The organism is Clostridium sp. E02 (assembly GCF_003833015.1).
Classification (GTDB): domain Bacteria; phylum Bacillota; class Clostridia; order Lachnospirales; family Lachnospiraceae; genus Lacrimispora.
Genome location: NZ_RJLQ01000012.1, coordinates 80439 through 96638 on the forward strand (window position 1 = coordinate 80439; position 16200 = coordinate 96638).

Annotated in this window: 14 protein-coding genes; 13 read left to right on the top strand and 1 reads right to left on the bottom strand. The window is 41.3% G+C overall.

Annotated features, from left to right (window positions below; genetic code table 11):
• Positions 1–15 precede the first annotated feature (15 nt).
• The 8 genes from EFT72_RS10620 to EFT72_RS10655 all read left to right on the top strand — a co-directional run bounded on the left by EFT72_RS10620 (position 16) and on the right by EFT72_RS10655 (position 9530).
• Entirely contained in the window at positions 16–1125 is a 1110-nt protein-coding gene (locus tag EFT72_RS10620; protein ID WP_124066885.1) for a glycosyltransferase, read from the top strand.
• The gene (locus EFT72_RS10625) at positions 1122–2231 is read left to right on the top strand and encodes a glycosyltransferase (protein WP_124066886.1); all 1110 of its coding nucleotides are present in this window, start codon (positions 1122–1124) and stop codon (positions 2229–2231) included. Before EFT72_RS10620 ends, EFT72_RS10625 begins: the two co-directional genes overlap by 4 nt.
• Positions 2232–2410: 179 nt before the next feature.
• Positions 2411–4150, top strand: a complete 1740-nt coding sequence (locus tag EFT72_RS10630; RefSeq protein WP_124066887.1) for a cache domain-containing protein — start codon at positions 2411–2413, stop codon at positions 4148–4150.
• A 95-nt stretch (positions 4151–4245) separates the two neighbouring features.
• Positions 4246–5088, top strand: coding sequence for a 5-dehydro-4-deoxy-D-glucuronate isomerase (gene kduI / locus EFT72_RS10635; protein WP_124066888.1), 843 nt, complete (start codon positions 4246–4248; stop codon positions 5086–5088).
• Positions 5089–5279: 191 nt separating this feature from the next.
• Positions 5280–5951 (top strand): response regulator transcription factor, encoded by a 672-nt coding sequence (locus tag EFT72_RS10640; RefSeq protein ID WP_124066889.1) that lies wholly within the window; start codon positions 5280–5282, stop codon positions 5949–5951.
• Between the two features lie 26 nt (positions 5952–5977).
• Entirely contained in the window at positions 5978–7510 is a 1533-nt protein-coding gene (locus EFT72_RS10645; RefSeq protein WP_124066890.1) for a sensor histidine kinase, read from the top strand.
• 89 nt (positions 7511–7599) lie between these two features.
• Entirely contained in the window at positions 7600–7791 is a 192-nt protein-coding gene (locus EFT72_RS10650) for a YjfB family protein (RefSeq protein WP_124066891.1), read from the top strand.
• A gap of 272 nt (positions 7792–8063) precedes the next feature.
• On the top strand, positions 8064–9530 hold the full coding sequence (locus tag EFT72_RS10655) for a flagellin (protein ID WP_124066892.1): 1467 nt from the start codon (positions 8064–8066) through the stop codon (positions 9528–9530).
• Positions 9531–9619: 89 nt separating this feature from the next.
• Here the strand turns inward: EFT72_RS10655 and EFT72_RS10660 are convergent, their stop codons facing one another.
• Positions 9620–11449, bottom strand: a complete 1830-nt coding sequence (locus EFT72_RS10660) for a glycosyltransferase family 2 protein (protein WP_124066893.1) — start codon at positions 11447–11449, stop codon at positions 9620–9622.
• A 669-nt stretch (positions 11450–12118) separates the two neighbouring features.
• Between EFT72_RS10660 and flgB the strand changes: the two genes are divergently transcribed.
• Genes flgB through EFT72_RS10685 form a run of 5 tightly spaced genes read left to right on the top strand, consistent with a single transcriptional unit; the run spans position 12119 to position 16192 of the window.
• A complete protein-coding gene (gene flgB, locus EFT72_RS10665; protein ID WP_124066894.1) occupies positions 12119–12499 on the top strand; it encodes a flagellar basal body rod protein FlgB in 381 nt (126 codons plus the stop codon).
• A gap of 20 nt (positions 12500–12519) precedes the next feature.
• Positions 12520–12831 carry a flagellar hook-basal body complex protein FliE gene (locus EFT72_RS10670; RefSeq protein ID WP_124066895.1) on the top strand — a complete coding sequence of 104 codons (312 nt, stop codon included), beginning with the start codon at positions 12520–12522 and terminating at the stop codon, positions 12829–12831.
• A 26-nt stretch (positions 12832–12857) separates the two neighbouring features.
• Positions 12858–14444, top strand: a complete 1587-nt coding sequence (gene fliF / locus EFT72_RS10675) for a flagellar basal-body MS-ring/collar protein FliF (RefSeq protein WP_124066896.1) — start codon at positions 12858–12860, stop codon at positions 14442–14444.
• Positions 14434–15438: a flagellar motor switch protein FliG gene (gene fliG / locus EFT72_RS10680; RefSeq protein WP_124066897.1), complete on the top strand. Its 1005-nt coding sequence runs from the start codon at positions 14434–14436 to the stop codon at positions 15436–15438. Before fliF ends, fliG begins: the two co-directional genes overlap by 11 nt.
• Positions 15422–16192 carry a FliH/SctL family protein gene (locus tag EFT72_RS10685; protein ID WP_124066898.1) on the top strand — a complete coding sequence of 257 codons (771 nt, stop codon included), beginning with the start codon at positions 15422–15424 and terminating at the stop codon, positions 16190–16192. The genes fliG and EFT72_RS10685 overlap by 17 nt, the downstream gene beginning before the upstream one ends.
• The last annotated feature ends 8 nt before the right edge of the window (positions 16193–16200 follow it).

Genomic DNA, 16200 nt, shown 5'->3' on the forward strand with positions numbered 1-16200 from the left:
AAGGAGTTGGAGTAAGTGGGCCGATATAAAATATGTGTTTATGCAATCAGCAAAAATGAAGAACAGTTTGTAGATCGATGGATGGATGCAGTTTCAGAAGCCGATGAAGTAATTGTAATGGATACGGGATCTACCGATCATACGGTGGAAAAGCTCAGGGCAAGAGGGGCGGTTGTTTATGAAGAAATAATTTCCCCATGGAGATTTGACACTGCACGCAATGCAGCACTATCTTATGTACCCGAAGATGCGGATATCTGCGTATCCAATGATCTGGATGAGGTTTTTTTGCATGGATGGAGAAAAATCCTAGAAAATGCCTGGAGACCGGATCAAACCCGTGCCCGGTATCTGTTTGCCTTTTCCAGTCATGAAGATGGAACCCCCAAAAAGCAGTTTCCCATGGAGAAGATTCATAAAAGACATGGTTACCGTTGGGTTCATCCTGTGCATGAAATTTTGGAATATACCGGATCGGATGCAGAAAAAACAGTTTGGATTAATGGACTTTTACTGAATCATTATCCGGATTTAACAAAACCAAGAAGTCAGTACCTGCCTCTTTTGGAGTTATCCGTACAGGAAAATCCTCTAGATGACAGGGCTGTTTTCTGGCTGGGGAGAGAATATGTCTATCATGGGCAGTATGAAAAGGCACTAGAAACCTTAAAAAGACATCTTTCTTTGCCCACTGCGAGATGGTTGGAGGAAAGAAGTGCCTCCATGCGTTTTATTGCACACTGTTATCGGGAACTGAAGAATCAGAAAGAAGAAAAGGCATGGCTGTATCGTGCACTTGCAGAATGCCCGGATGTAAGAGAACCCTACCATGCACTGGCAAGACTTGGCTATATGGAAGCAAACTGGTCCCTAACCTATGCCATGGTAGAAAAAGGACTTTCAATCACAGAAACGACAGGAAGCTACCTGGTTGATCCGCTATGCTGGAACTACGCACTCTATGATCTAGGTGCTATCAGTGCTTACCGGCTTGGACTCTATGAAAAAGCCAAAGAATATGCACAAAAAGCATTGGAGAAGGCACCGGAGAATCAAAGATTAATTAACAATTTAACTCTAATTGAAGAAAAATTGAAAAAAGAGTCTGGAGGTGCATCTTTATGAATGGACTCAAAATCTGTGTTTATGCGATCTGTAAAAATGAGGAATCCTTTGTCGATCAATGGATGGATTCCATGAAGGAAGCCGATCTGGTGGTCGTGACGGATACCGGGTCAGAGGATGATACCGTAAAACGGCTGCGTGAGCGAGGAGCGATTGTCTATGTAGACATTGTAAAGCCCTGGAGGTTTGATAAGGCAAGAAACATCTCTCTGGATCATGTACCGGAGGATGTGGATATCTGCGTCTGTACCGATTTGGATGAGAGATTTGAGCCAGGGTGGAGAGCTTGTCTTGAGAAGGCTTGGAAGAGTCATAAAAGTAGCAAGGGACCCATTGCAAAAACAGGACGCTATCTTTACAACTGGAGTTTAAAAGCAGATGGAACCCCTGATATCCAGTTTTATTACTTTAAAGTGCATGATCGAAAAAATTTCCGCTGGAAATGTCCTGTGCATGAATTTCTCCAGTATGTTGGGGAGATTCCTTTGGAAACTGTATATATTGATGGCATGGTGCTAAATCACCATCCAGATCCGAAAAAATCCAGAGGGTCATATCTTCCACTTTTGGAACTGGCAGTGAAAGAAGATTCAAAAAATGAACGAATGCGCTATTATTTAGGCAGAGAATATATGTATAAAGGGCAGTGGCAGAAAAGCATTGAAACCTTAAACGGCTACCTTCTCATGCCTCAAGCCCGGTGGTGCGATGAACGCTGTGCGGCTATGCGCTGGATTGCAAAGTCCTATTACCGGATGGGGAAGAATAAGGACGCATATAACTGGTATTATAAGGCGATTGCGGAAGTCTCAACCATGCGGGACCCTTATATCGAATTTGCAAAAATGTGTTATGATTTAAAAGACTGGTCCATGGTATACTTTTTGACCTTAGAGGCTCTAAAGATCAAAGAGAAATCAAGAAGCTTTGTTAATATGGGGTATTCTTGGGATTATACGCCCGATGATCTTTGTGCCATCGCCTCTTACCGAATGGGATTATTGCAGGAATCACTGGTCCATGGAAAAGCTGCACTTACCTACAAACCGGAAGATGCTCGACTTATTAATAACTTAAAACTGATTTCTGCGGCTGAAAAGTCGTAATGGAAAAAGATTCCTGGAAAATTCACTGGTTACAATTTGCTTAATTTGTGAAAAATTCCAGGAATTTTTTAATTGTTTATTAAAATTTTACAAAAAATGGAAAAACTTGCGTTGCAGAACGGATAAATTACAGGTATGATTAGGAATATTATTATGCAAAGACACGAGAGGGGCTTAACATGAAAAAACATAAGAAGCATGGATTGCAGGTAAAAGGGAAACTGATTTTATTTGCAAGTGCATTGGTATTCATCATTATTTTTGTATTAACAACTATTTTTTATTTCAGTTTGGACAAAGCCTATCAGGAATCCATTCAGATTAGTTATACGGCTTTTGATACAAATATTAAAACAGCTGTGGAAAGTTTGGTCAGTGTTCTAAATGCCAATCAAAAACGATACGAAGATGGAGAAATTACGAAAGAAGAGGCACTTAAAAATGCAGAAAATATAGTTCGAAATGCAAGGTTTCGTGGGGAAGAGGGATATTTTTGGGCAGACACTTCAAAAGGGATCTGCGCAGTCCATAGGAACCCAGAATATGAAGGCAAAGATCGACTTCAGGAGCAGGATATGGTAGGAAACTATTACACCCGCGATATAATTGCTCATGGGTCTCAACCGGACGGTGGTTTTACCGATTTTTATTTTACAAAACCCGGTCAGGACGGTATCTTTGCCAAACGGGCTTATACCATGAAGTTTGAACCTTATGACTGGTATATTAGCACTGGAAACTATATTGATGACATTGACCAGTTGGTGGATGGGTATCGAAAGCAGAAAAGAAATCAGATTATTCTTGTATTGGTTTTGTCCGTTACCATCTATGCAGCCGGATATGTGGTTCTGGGAACTTTGATCCATAAGATTACGGCACCTCTTAGTCCCATAGCTGAGAGGTTGAACCAATTGGCAGCAGGAGATGTACATACGCCGCCGGTTCCAGTCCTTAAAACGAAGGATGAGATGGAAGTTTTGTCTCAGGCAACAGAAGATTTGATTCAGCAGATGAAGGAAGTTGTTTATGACATCACCAATCATCTAAAACATATGGCAAAGGGAGATATGACACTCCCAGTAAAAAACACATACGTGGGTGACTTTTCTCCCATTGAGGAGTCCCTTTCTCTCATCTACCGGCAGTTAAATCATACCCTAAAAGCAATGAAGGAATCGGCAGATCAAGTGGAAGCAGGGTCAAATCAAGTGGCGGATGCGGCGCAGGCACTGGCTGCTGGGGCGACAGAACAAGCTGGGACCATTGATCTTTTGTCCGCTTCCATTACAGAAGTTTCAGGACAGGTGGAAGATAGCTACGCTCATATAGAAAAAGCAACTGGATTTATGGAACAGACCGTAGTGCGCGTGGGTGAAAGCAATGAGAAGATGGGGCAGATGTTGAACGCCATGGATGAAATTAAGACAACCTCAGATGAGATTGGAAAGATTATAAAGGATATGGATGGAATCGCATCTCAAACGAATTTATTGGCACTTAATGCAGCGGTAGAGGCGGCCAGGGCAGGAGAAGCAGGAAAAGGATTTGCCATTGTTGCAGAGGAAGTGCGAAGCCTGGCGGCTCAATCAGTCCAAGCGGCAAAAAGGACAGCAATCCTGGTTGAGAATTCACACCTTGCCGTTCAAGAAGGCATGGGGACGGCAAGAGAAAGTGCAGAACTTCTAATAGATGTAAAGGATCAGATAAAAAAGGGAATGGATCTGATGGAAAAAGTAGAAAAAGCTTCTGGTGAACAGACCAGAGCCATGACCCAAATCGAATATGGGGTAAATCAGATTTCAGCAGTCGTGCAAAGCAACGCAGCAACGGCAGAAGAGAGTTCGGCGTCCAGCGAAGAATTATCCAATCAAGCAGGTCTTCTACGGCAAGAAGTAGGCAAATTTAAGATAGAATAAGACAAGAACTGGTTGAATTAAAAACTTCCTTGTGTTACCATGAGATTGGTCAGTGATTTACTTATTCAATTATAAATTAAGGAGGGTTTTTATAAATGGACATTCGTTATTCAGCAAATCAGAAGGATTTCAAACGTTACACAACAGAAGAAACAAGAAATGAATTCTTAATTGAGAATTTATATGCAGCCAATGAAGTGACAGCCGTTTATTCCCATGTAGACCGTATGGTTACATTGGGATGTATGCCAACCACGGAAGAGGTTTCCATTGATAAAGGCATCGATATCTGGAAAAATTTTGGGACAAGCTATTTTCTGGAGAGACGTGAGGTAGGAATCTTTAACATCGGCGGAGCTGGAACCATCAAAGCCGATGGAGAGGAATTTAAGATGGGTTATAAGGACTGTCTCTACATCTCCAAAGGAACAAAGGAAGTTACCTTTACCAGTGAAGACGCAGCGAAACCAGCGAAGTTTTACATGGTAAGTGCACCCGCTCATAAAGCATGCAAGACTACTTTTATTCCCATTGAAAAAGCAGCGAAAAAACCACTTGGGGCGATGGAGACATCAAACAAACGAGTGATCAACCAGTTTATTCATCCAGAAGTACTAGAGACTTGCCAGTTGTCTATGGGATTGACAGTTTTAGAACCGGGCAGCATATGGAATACCATGCCATCCCATACGCACGAGAGACGTATGGAAGTTTACATGTATTTTGAAGTACCAGAGAACAATGTAGTATTCCATATGATGGGAGAAGGTAAGGAGACAAGACATATCGTGATGCAGAATGAGCAGGCAGTGATCAGTCCTTCTTGGAGCATTCATTCCGGAGCCGGAACCAGCAATTATACATTTATTTGGGCAATGGGTGGAGAGAATCAGGCATTTGATGATATGGATGCCATTCCTACTACAGAATTAAGATAGTTTTAGAAATCAGACAGGCAGATGGTTCGAAGGAAGCATCTGCCTGTTTTTTGTTTCATAGGATATTACCATGCCGCTTAAGAGTCTGATGGGATCGTGTGAAATCTCTGTGAACAGGTAGATAAAATCTTGACGATTTGTTACAATAATCTGAAAGAGTATGAAGCATACAAGATTTTTTGGAGGCATTTATGGAACAGTTAAAAATATTAATGGTAGATGATGAAGCGAGAATGAGAAAACTGGTGAAAGACTTTTTAAGTGTGAAAGGATTTTTCGTGGTGGAGGCTTCCAATGGGGAGGAGGCGCTTGAAGTGTTCTTTGACCAAAAAGACATTGCACTTGTTATCCTAGATGTGATGATGCCGAAGATGGATGGCTGGGAAACGTTACGGACAATTCGAGAGTATTCCAAGGTGCCGATTATTATGTTGACGGCAAGAGGGGAAGAACGGGATGAACTTCAGGGATTTGATCTGGGAGTCGATGAATACATTTCAAAGCCATTTAGCCCCAAGATTTTGGTTGCCCGTGTAGAAGCCATTGTAAGAAGAAGCAGCGGAGGCGTGACCGATGCAGTAGAAGTAGGCGGGATCTATATGGATAAAGCCGCCCATCAAGTGACCATAGACGGAACGGATATTGAGTTAAGCTACAAAGAATTTGAACTATTGGCTTATTTTCTGGAGAATCAGGGAATCGCACTGTCCAGGGAAAAGATCTTAAATAATGTCTGGAACTACGATTATTTTGGCGATGCCAGAACCATAGATACCCACGTAAAGAAGTTACGGAGTAAGATGGGGGAAAAAGGGGATTACATCCGGACCATATGGGGAATGGGGTATAAGTTTGAAGTGTAAGGAAAGAATCCATTTGAGGTGAGTCAATGAAACATTCCATTCAGTTACGCATTGCCATGATCTTTGTCGGTTTGATGGCGTTTGTTCTTATTTCTACCTGGTGTGTAAACAACTGGTTCTTAGAGGGCTTTTATACCAGAGATAAAGTTTACATCCTAGAGAATGCTTATGCACAGATTGATCAGGTAGTAGCAGAAGCGAATAAAGAGGGGAAAAGCATCATCCACTACTATCGGGATTCCTACGATCCGGATTATAATCAGGAGAGTCCGGTTCAGAAGATGTTTCGGGTTATGGGGGAGAAGTACAACTTAATGATGGTACTCATTGACAGCACCACCGATGAGGCACTGATATCCACCACCGGGGATCAGCAATTTTTGAAAAACAGAGTGGATGCCTATATTTTTGGAAAAAATCCACCCAAAGCGAATGTCTTAAAGAAACATGACAATTACATTGTGCAAAAGACATACGACAGCCGATCCGATTCCTATTATCTAGATAGTTGGGGATACTTCTCGGACAATAAAACCATATTTTTAATCTCCATTCCCCTAGCCAGCGTAAGAGAGAGTGTAATGCTAGCTAACCGATTTCTCGCTTATGTGGGATTTGTCGCACTTTTGATCGGAAGTCTCTTTATATATGTGACCACCAGGAGAATCACGTCTCCCATCTTGCAGCTTGCCAATCTATCGGAAAAGATGTCTGCTCTGGATTTTGATGCCAAATACACCGGAACAGAGGAAGATGAGGTCGGGGTATTAGGAAACAGCATGAATCAGTTATCAGACACGTTAAAGGATACCATCGGTCAGTTACGGGCAGCCAACGAGAAGCTACAAAAAGACATCGATGAAAAGGTGAAGATTGATGAGATGAGGAAAGATTTTATAGCCAATGTCTCCCATGAGCTTAAGACACCCATCGCACTCATACAAGGGTATGCAGAAGGGTTGACGGAGGGGATGGCAGAAGATCCGGAAAGCAGGGATTATTACTGCGAAGTGATTGTGGATGAGGCTGGTAAGATGAATACCATGGTACGGCAGCTTCTAAATCTGACGGAACTTGAATTTGGCAATGACCGCTTAAACCAAGACCGGTTTGATTTGACCGAGCTGATTCGAGGAGTCATCAACTCGGCGGGGATTCTCATACAGCAGAAGAATGCCAACGTAAAATTGAAAGATTGTGGTTCCATCCTTGTATCTGCCGATGAGTTTAAGATAGAAGAAGTGATCACCAATTATTTAAATAATGCTCTCAATCATCTGTCCGGAGATAGAGAGATTGTAATCACAGCGGAAGACAATGGGACAGAAGCGCTTGTTACTGTCTTTAATACCGGTCAGAAGATTCCAGAAGAGGATTTGCCAAAGCTTTGGAGCAAATTTTTCAAAGTGGACAAGGCACACACCAGAGAATATGGGGGAAGTGGGATCGGTCTTTCCATTGTAAAGGCGATCATGGATTCTCATGGGAAGGAATGCGGCGTCCGCAATGTAGAGGGCGGCGTGGAGTTTTGGTTTACTCTGGATCTGCAGAAAGAATGAATGAAACCTTATGAGGGGAAAGAAAATTGTCGATAGAAAGAATAGAAGCATAAAAACAACGCATGAGATCAGTTAGAAAGGAGAAAGCCATGGATATTGCAGCATTGAGTATGGGACTTAGTTCAGCCAGATTGCAACAAAGCGTCAGTATCGGGGTAACAAAGAAAGCAATGGATAGTCAGGAAGTGGCGGCAGCAGGCTTGATGAATATGATCAGTACAGCCAGACCGGCACAGGTTCCTGCAGACGGATTGGGACAGATCGTCGATTTAAGAGCCTGATCAGAAAAAAAATCAATTTAGAAAAATAAAAAATATTTGAAAATAGGACTTAACTTTCCATCCAGATGGTTCGATAATATGATTGAAAGGTAAGTAGAGAATTGTTTCACTTCTCGCTTTCCATAGACACAAGTGTCCTGTTTTATGAAATCAGACATGCGGCTGGTACCCCGCTCTGATTTCCAAAGTACAAACGTTTTGTGCAAAGCAGAAAACGACATATCATATAGGGAAAAGGATTTCCCTAATGCAAATTCAAGGAGGAAGAACATATGAGAATTCAACACAATATCGCAGCAATAAACTCAAACAGACAGTTAGGAAGCAACAACGGCACCGTAGCGAAAAACTTGGAGAAATTATCTTCTGGTTACAGAATCAACCGCGCAGGTGATGACGCTGCAGGTCTTGCTATTTCCGAGAAGATGAGAGCACAGATTACAGGTCTTGAGACTGCTCAGAAGAATGCCAATGATGGTATCTCTCTGGTACAGACCGCTGAAGGTGCATTAACAGAAGTTCATTCCATGTTAAATCGTATGGTAGAATTGGCTGATCAGTCTGCCAATGGTACCTATCAGGATCAAGTGGATCGTGACAATCTTCAGAAGGAAATCACTTCTTTAAAATCTGAAGTAGATCGTATTTCTGAAAGCACAAACTTTAATGGAATTAACTTATTAGATGGTTCTCTTGCTAGTGGCAAAGGTGTAAGTGAAGTTAAACTTGATGGTAATAGTGTGAATACTATTGCAGGTACACCTGCAACACATGTAGCGGCAGCAGTAGCTGGTACTGCTACAGGTGATTATGAAGTTTCAGTAAGTTATTTGGATAAGAATGGAAAGAATCAGACCCTTACGGTGACTGCAAATGATGCCACAGCAGGTTCTGCCGCTACCAACGGTGCTGCTGCTGCAGCTGCATTAAATAAGGCATCTAACGGGGCTTTTAGTGCGGCATCTAATGCTTCAGGCGAATTAACATTCACGGCTGGAGAGGCTGGTGATAACGGATTCCAAATCACAGATTTCAAAGTTGCTGGAGCTCCTGTAGCTATGAGTGGTGCATTAACTCCTGGTACTGATGCTACCGTTGATTTAGTATTTGATAATGCCAAAGTTGGTCAAAAATTCACTGTTGATGGTAAGAATTTCCAGATCGCAAAACAGGGCGATACCATTGCAGATGGCCACATCGCAATCTATACAGATGACGCTAAAGTAGATTCAGCTGAGCAGGTTGAAGCTGTAATTGCACAGCTGAAGGACAATGGAATTGAAAGTACTGCAAAGGGAACTACTGGAGTGACTTTCAAGAAAACAGATGTAGCAACAAAAGATGGCTTAAGTCTTCAGATTGGTGATACTGCTGATTCCTTCAATCAGTTAAATGTAAAAGTTGGAAACATGAGCTCAGCTTCTCTTGGAATTGGTGCTCTTGATATTTCCACACAGTCTGGTGCAAAGGCTTCCATCGCATCGATTAAAGATGCTATCAATACCGTATCTTCCACTCGTGGTGACCTTGGTGCGCTTCAGAACCGTTTAGAGCATACCATCAACAACTTGAGCGTAACTTCTGAGAACATGACTGCTGCTGAAAGCCGCATTCGTGACGTAGATATGGCAAAAGAGATGATGGATTATACAAAGAACAACATTCTTGTACAGGCATCTCAGGCAATGCTTGCTCAGGCAAATCAGGTTCCACAGGGTGTTCTTCAGTTATTAAAGTAATTAAAATCTTACATAAGATAAAAAAGGGGTGGCTGCGTATTGCAGCCGTCCCTTTTTATGCGCTTTTATCTTATGGAGAGAGAAGCTTTTCATGAAATTGGTTTTGCTTTTTTTGTACAGAGAACAAAGTACCGGTCCAGATGCTCTGTTTGTTTGCTATTTAATTCCTTTGGCAGATTACTTCCCAGAATGCCTCTTACTTCTGCGGTTACGCCTAATTGGTTTAGTAACAATAAAAGCCCAGAGATCGGAATGAGGGTCATGGAAGAATTGGCGTTTAAGAGAGTTTCTTCCTTTAGCCCTTTTTTTACGTCAAGAGAATAGGGGTTTTTCACGTAGAAGGTGAGAGAACCGGTATCTGCTAGTTGAGCCGTACAGGCGGTAAGGAGCTCCTTATAGTCTGGATAAAGGGATAGATCCTTCCCAAAGCGAATGAAGTGGAAGGTTCCTTCGGGAATATACTTGTGGGTTTCCATGGCAGAAGGGGAGAGGGCGATGGAAGATTGAAAGGGACATAAGTCAGGAGCAAATTGCGAATCCGTAAGTAGAAACGAGAACAAAGCCTTTTTTCCATCTCTTCGAACCTGCGTCTGCAACTGCAGTGCATCGGCTCCATAACCGGGGTCAATCTCAAGGACAGACAGCTCCTTTGGCTGTGCGGGAATGGTTCCTTCTATATGAGTCAACTGGTAGGAGTCATAGACAAAGTGATGATCCCATGGATCTAATCCGTGTTTTTTAAGAAATAAAGCCCTTCCGTTTAGAAGTGTATTGGATTTTAATTGGTCTGCCTTTCCCGATACACTTCCAAAGTGATAACACCAGGTATCTTTGCACAGAACCTGTTTAAACCCAGCCCGTCTTGCCCGTAGGCTGAAATCATCATCCCAAAATTCCATGGTGTAGAAATACCGGTCCGCAAACCCAATGGTGTCTACAAGATCCATGTCATAAAGTGCAATTACCGGCATAAGACGGCAACGCTCTTCCCATAGATAGGGACAGGGTAAATTGTGGAGTTTGGCTTTCTCTTCTGCATTCTCTGGGGTGAAATCTTCAATCATACTTTGCCGGTTACTGGTGTTTGGAGTGCTTGGCGAAGCCATGATAATCTTGGGGTCGGAACGGACACAAGCGAGGAGATTATCAAGCCAGTGACTGGTAAGAATGGTATCATTGTTTACAAAGGCAACGTATTTTCCCTCGCAGATCCGGTACATAAGAGAAAAAATCATTGTCTTGACGTTTTCTTTTAAGGTGATCACTTTACGAATCGGTAATTGATCAAAATATTCCTGCGTTCCGTCAGTGGAACCATCGTTTAATAGAATTAATTCACATGGATATTTTTCTAAATCTGTCGTTCGAAACAGACTTTCCAAACACTTTTTTGTATAATCCACTTTATTATAAACTGGGATGAAAATTGAAATTAAATAGTTCTCCCCTCTCTTTGTATACGTGTTTTTATGATGCTCGATAAATTCATTTTTGTAATATTGATTCATTTTTTCTTTGTCCGGATAGACAAAAAGCCAAAAATAGGTATCTTCTTTCCATTCCTTTAAAAATGGAATTAATTGAAATTCAACTAAATCCTTTGCTTTTTCCACTTGTTTTTCTGCCAGTAAGTAAAAGAGCCGGTCAATGGTCCAGGCTATATTTTCATACATAGCATCATAAGAAATTGGCAGAGATTTAAACTTTGGATTCCTGCAAAGTGGTTTTAAGTTAGAATGGATCCTGGCAAAGTTTTTCAAATGACCGATGCAGCTGTTTGCTTCCTGTTTGAATAAAGCGGAGAGTAACGAGTCTGCAATATGGATTAGGAACTCCTGGGACCTTAGAGCTGCCCGGTATGACTCATGGGGCGTGTCATTTGATTGAGCAAAGACTCTGCTTTTGTTCGTATAAATCATGGTTCAAACACCTTCTTTTCTATATTTCTATCTAAGAGGCTTTTTAAGCCTGTTAGGAATACTATATGCCGTCTCTCTCTCTTTTGGTGGTTGACCTGCAATTTCATAGCGGCAGAAAGAAAATCGAAACTATTTGTTATAAAAAATTAATAAATATTACTTTTATCGACATTATCCCCTTAATATTTCTAAAAAAGTTTCGATATATGTAGTGGAATGTTTAAAAAAAGTAAAAATATAACCAAAATAAATGAGAAAATAAAAATTACGCATAAAAAAATATTTTAAATTTTAGTAAATGGCTAATTTTTTTAGAAGTATATAGCGGGGGAATAATTCAGTTATAATCAGTTTAATGACAGGCTTTTGCCAATTAAAATCAGAATTTTATGGCAAAAATGGAAAAGTTTTACTATTTAAATTGAATAAATGCCCATAGAATCAACACTGCTGTAAAGTAGTCCCGGCTAATATGCAGAATTCTCATTCGACAAGAGAGAAGATTCTTGACATTATTTGTAATAAAATGTAAAATAAAGTAAGAAAAATTACAAAAAACAAAAGTTTTTGGGATAGGCTGTAAAAATTTAACTAAATTTTACATACTTACGCAGCCTGAATCCGTTTTACAGGCATTTTGCCGGAAGAGATGAAAGTGAGGAAAATCCGATGAACGCAATATTTGGAAACAACATTTCCATGGCAGAGAAATCTCTGGATTATCTATGGACAAAGCAGAAAACAACGCTTACCAATATAGCCAATGGAGATACGCCAGGGTACAAAGCGAAGAATGTAACGTTTGAAAATGAGTTCCGCAAGCGTTTGATGTCAGGGAAAGGCAGTACATCGTCTGATATTGGGAATATCATCAACCGGTCTAGGTATTTTGTCCATAGCACGGATCAGGAATCTGCAAGAGTGGATGGGAATAACGTCAACATGGATGTAGAAAATGTAGAACTGGCAAGAACGACTCTGCAATATCAATATGAACTAAATGCATTTAACAGTGAGATAAGCAGATTGCGTACAATGATAAAAGGTTAAAACAGGAGGCACGAAAAAAGATGGAACAGATGTTTATAACACCCATGAATCCTTATAGCACCATTGCTGATATGGGCAATGATAAGAAAGTAGCATCCGGTCAGGACGGCAGTGCTATGTTTCAGGACATTTTCAAAGAAGCGGTTCAGAACGTACAAAGCTCAGAGGCAGATTTGTCCAAACAGGAATATTTGTTGTCTACGGGACAGATTGATGATGCACATACGGTACCGGCAGCAGCAGCGAAGGCTCAGTTATCGGTAGAACTTTTATCAACACTTCGGAATAAAGCGCTGGAAGCTTATACTGAAATGATTCGAATCAGCATTTAAGACAGATAACGGGGCGGACGGACGCGATGAATAAAATTAAAGATTTTTTAAGTAATATAAATGATAGAACGAAAAAATTAGTAATTGCCGGGGTTATTGGAGTACTTGTTATCACAGGAGCGGTGATAGCGGCATTGTCCATGAGACAAAAACCGTATGAAGTTATGTTTACTGGGGTAGGGAGTGAAGAAGCAAAACAAATCATAGGAAAACTGCAGGAAGATGAGATCGACTATCAATACAAAGATGGCGATATTATGGTACCCACAGAAAAGATGGATACAACAAAAGCCATGCTTGTATCGGCGGGATATCCCAAAAGCGGTTTTACATATGATGTTTTTAAAAACAACGTGAGCCTTATGACGACTGATTCTGATCGTAAGACCTTTAAGCTATATGATCTGGAGACTAGAATCGGTTCTACAATCCAGATATTTGAAGGTGTAAAGGAAGCATATGTTACGATAGCCCTGGGAGAAACTTCTAAATATGCGCTGTCAGAAGATAACGCAAAAGAAGCAAGTGCCCAGGCTGTTGTCGTGATGGAAGACGGCGGATCCCCCACAAAAGAACAGGCAAAGTCTATACAGCTTTTAATATCCAGAAGTATACCGGGTATGGTGATTGATAATGTATCTGTTTTTGATGGGAATGGACTGGAAGTATCGATAGATTCCGAAGATGAAGATATTAACTCAGGCAAAGCAGGAGAAGAGATCTCTAAATTAATCGAAGATCAGATCTCTGCAAAAGTCATGAATGTACTGGGACCTGTTTATGGAAACGGTAATGTACGTGTTTCTGTAAAGGGCACCGTCAATATGGAAAAACTTATCCGGGAAAGCATCGTTTATAATACACCGGAGAAGATTGATGAGAAGGATAAAACCGGATTGACATCCGAAGAGTCCATAAACAAAGAGTATTCAGGAGATGGAAAAACCGCTTCTGGAGTTGCTGGTTCCGAGGCAAACGCAGACATTCCCCAATACAATGCAGGGGAAGGCGGGACAAATAGTGTATATGGTTCCAGCAGCTTAACCAGAAAATATCTGTTAAATCAAATCAAAGAGCAGGGTCAGATTAACCCAGGCAGTCTTGAGAATCTGACCATTTCTGTTGTGGTGAATGGGACCGGATTCGGGACGATAAGCATTGATGATATTCGTGATTTGGCAGGGAATGCAGCCGGAATCGTTCAGGCAGACCGTCCGGAGAAGATTACGGTAGTAGCAGCTCCGTTTTATACCATTGATGTTCCCAAAGAACCAGAGACACCTGCAGAGACAGCGGTTAAAGGAATCCTGATCAATCAGTGGATCTTAATTGGTGCCATGGCTGGTGTACTGTTACTGATTCTGATCATTATCCTTGTGATAAGGAACAGAAGAAGGAAAAGAGCTCTTCTGGATGAGATGGAAGAGAGTCAGGAAGATGTTCCAACTCTTGATCCCTTGGATAAAAATAGTCTGTCAGAAATCTTGTCGCCAGAGGAAGACAGAGGCGCAGAACTGCGTAACAATGTTCGTGATTTTGCAGAGCAGAACCCTGAGATATCCGCTCAGTTGTTGAAGACATGGTTGAATGGAGGAAACAATAATGACGAATAATTTAACGCCGGAGCAAAAAGCGGCAACGGTTATTGTTTCACTTGGTGTGGATAAAGCTTCAAAGATCTATAAGTATTTAAGTGAGGAAGATATTGAAAAAGTAACCGTAGAGGTGGCAAAGCTTGGACATGTGGAAGCAGAAACCACCGAATCGATCTTGGATGAGTTTTATAAGACATGTCTCACTCAGAAAGTAGTTACAGACGGAGGGCTGGAATATGCCAGAACAGTACTGGAAAAGGCATTTGGTGAAAGTACAGCAAACAGCCTCCTCCAGAAAGTAACCCATTCCCTGAAATCAAGATCGTTTGGCTTTATCAGAAAAAGTGATTCCAAAAATCTGTTTTCCGTTTTACAGCACGAGCGCGCTCAGACCATAGCGCTGGTTCTTTCCTATACGAATGAGGAGATGACTGCGCAGCTGATAGCAGAACTGCAGCCAGAAAAACGTCTTCAAGTAGTGGAATCCATAGCTAGAATGGAAAGCGCTTCTCCTGAGGCAATTAAGATTGTTGAAAGTGAAATTAAGAAAAAGTTCTCCGGTATCTTAACGACCGATTATACAACGGTTGGAGGTATCGATTACATAGCAAATGTAATGAACCATATGGACCGAGGAAACGAAAAACTTATCTTCGACGAATTGGGAAGAAAAGATGCAGAACTTGCGGATACCATCCGAAAGAAGATGTTTGTATTCGAGGATATCATTACCATGGACGATCGTTCCATTCAGCGTTTTATCCGCGAATGCGATATGAAAGATATGGTATATGCGCTTAAGAATGCCAATAAGCAGATTACTGAGATTATCTTCTCTAATATGTCAGCCCGTATGAAGGAAAGCATTGAGTCCGATATGGAAGTGACTGTAAACGTCCGCTTACGAGATGTAGAAGAAGCGCAGCAGAGAATTGTTGGTATTATCAGACGTCTGGAGGAAGAAGGCGAATTGATCATCAGCAAGGGCGGAAAGGATGATATCATTGCCTAATATTATGAAAAGATCCCAGATTACGGGAGAGGTTCTGGATTATGGATTAAAAGATTTAGAGGATATCATGACTGGAAGTGACTGCGAATCTCTTTCGGGGGAGCAGTTGTTAACAGAATCAGAAGAGAGCCGGCATCAACAGACAGACGAGGTGTACGAGGAAGCTTTAAAAGAAGCGCAAGAGATCGTAAGTCAGGCAAAAGAAGAAGCCAAACGGATTCGAACCGATGCCAGGGAAGATGGGCATCAAGAGGGATATGAAACTGGGTTTCAAGAAGGAAAAGAAAAAGCGTTTGAGGAACACAAACAAGAGTTAGATCGGCAGCTAGAAGCGTTTCAGAATTCCATAAAAGAAACCATTGAAAGCGTGGCAGAGGAAAAGAACCACATACTAGATCAATACATAGATGATTTAAAGAAGATCACATTAACCATCGCTGAGAAAGTAATTCAAACGAGTCTAAGATCCAGTGGTGAAATTATTAAACGGATGATTGTCACGGCTGCAGGGAAGTTAAAAAAGACCCAGTGGGTTAAAATTTATGTTTCTCAAAAAGACGCTGGTTTGATGATTCAGGGAGATGTGGGGCTTTTAAAAGAACTGTCTCACATTTCAGGAAATATCAAGATAATAGCCATGGAGAATGCAGAAGATGGTACCTGCATCATCGAACTTCCAGAAGAAATCATAGACGTTAGTGTGAATACTCAGATTGAAAATATCAAGGGAATACTAAACAACGCAAGACTGTAATGGGGAGG

Coding starts and splice junctions, on each gene's coding strand:
- EFT72_RS10625 (WP_124066886.1), top strand. CDS start 1,122: ATGAATGGACTCAAAATCTGTGTTTATGCGATCTGTAAAAATGAGGAA.
- fliG (WP_124066897.1), top strand. CDS start 14,434: ATGACGAATAATTTAACGCCGGAGCAAAAAGCGGCAACGGTTATTGTT.
- EFT72_RS10685 (WP_124066898.1), top strand. CDS start 15,422: ATGATATCATTGCCTAATATTATGAAAAGATCCCAGATTACGGGAGAG.
- EFT72_RS10640 (WP_124066889.1), top strand. CDS start 5,280: ATGGAACAGTTAAAAATATTAATGGTAGATGATGAAGCGAGAATGAGA.
- flgB (WP_124066894.1), top strand. CDS start 12,119: ATGAACGCAATATTTGGAAACAACATTTCCATGGCAGAGAAATCTCTG.
- EFT72_RS10670 (WP_124066895.1), top strand. CDS start 12,520: ATGGAACAGATGTTTATAACACCCATGAATCCTTATAGCACCATTGCT.
- EFT72_RS10650 (WP_124066891.1), top strand. CDS start 7,600: ATGGATATTGCAGCATTGAGTATGGGACTTAGTTCAGCCAGATTGCAA.
- EFT72_RS10660 (WP_124066893.1), bottom strand. CDS start 11,449: ATGATTTATACGAACAAAAGCAGAGTCTTTGCTCAATCAAATGACACG.
- EFT72_RS10630 (WP_124066887.1), top strand. CDS start 2,411: ATGAAAAAACATAAGAAGCATGGATTGCAGGTAAAAGGGAAACTGATT.
- kduI (WP_124066888.1), top strand. CDS start 4,246: ATGGACATTCGTTATTCAGCAAATCAGAAGGATTTCAAACGTTACACA.
- EFT72_RS10655 (WP_124066892.1), top strand. CDS start 8,064: ATGAGAATTCAACACAATATCGCAGCAATAAACTCAAACAGACAGTTA.
- fliF (WP_124066896.1), top strand. CDS start 12,858: ATGAATAAAATTAAAGATTTTTTAAGTAATATAAATGATAGAACGAAA.
- EFT72_RS10645 (WP_124066890.1), top strand. CDS start 5,978: ATGAAACATTCCATTCAGTTACGCATTGCCATGATCTTTGTCGGTTTG.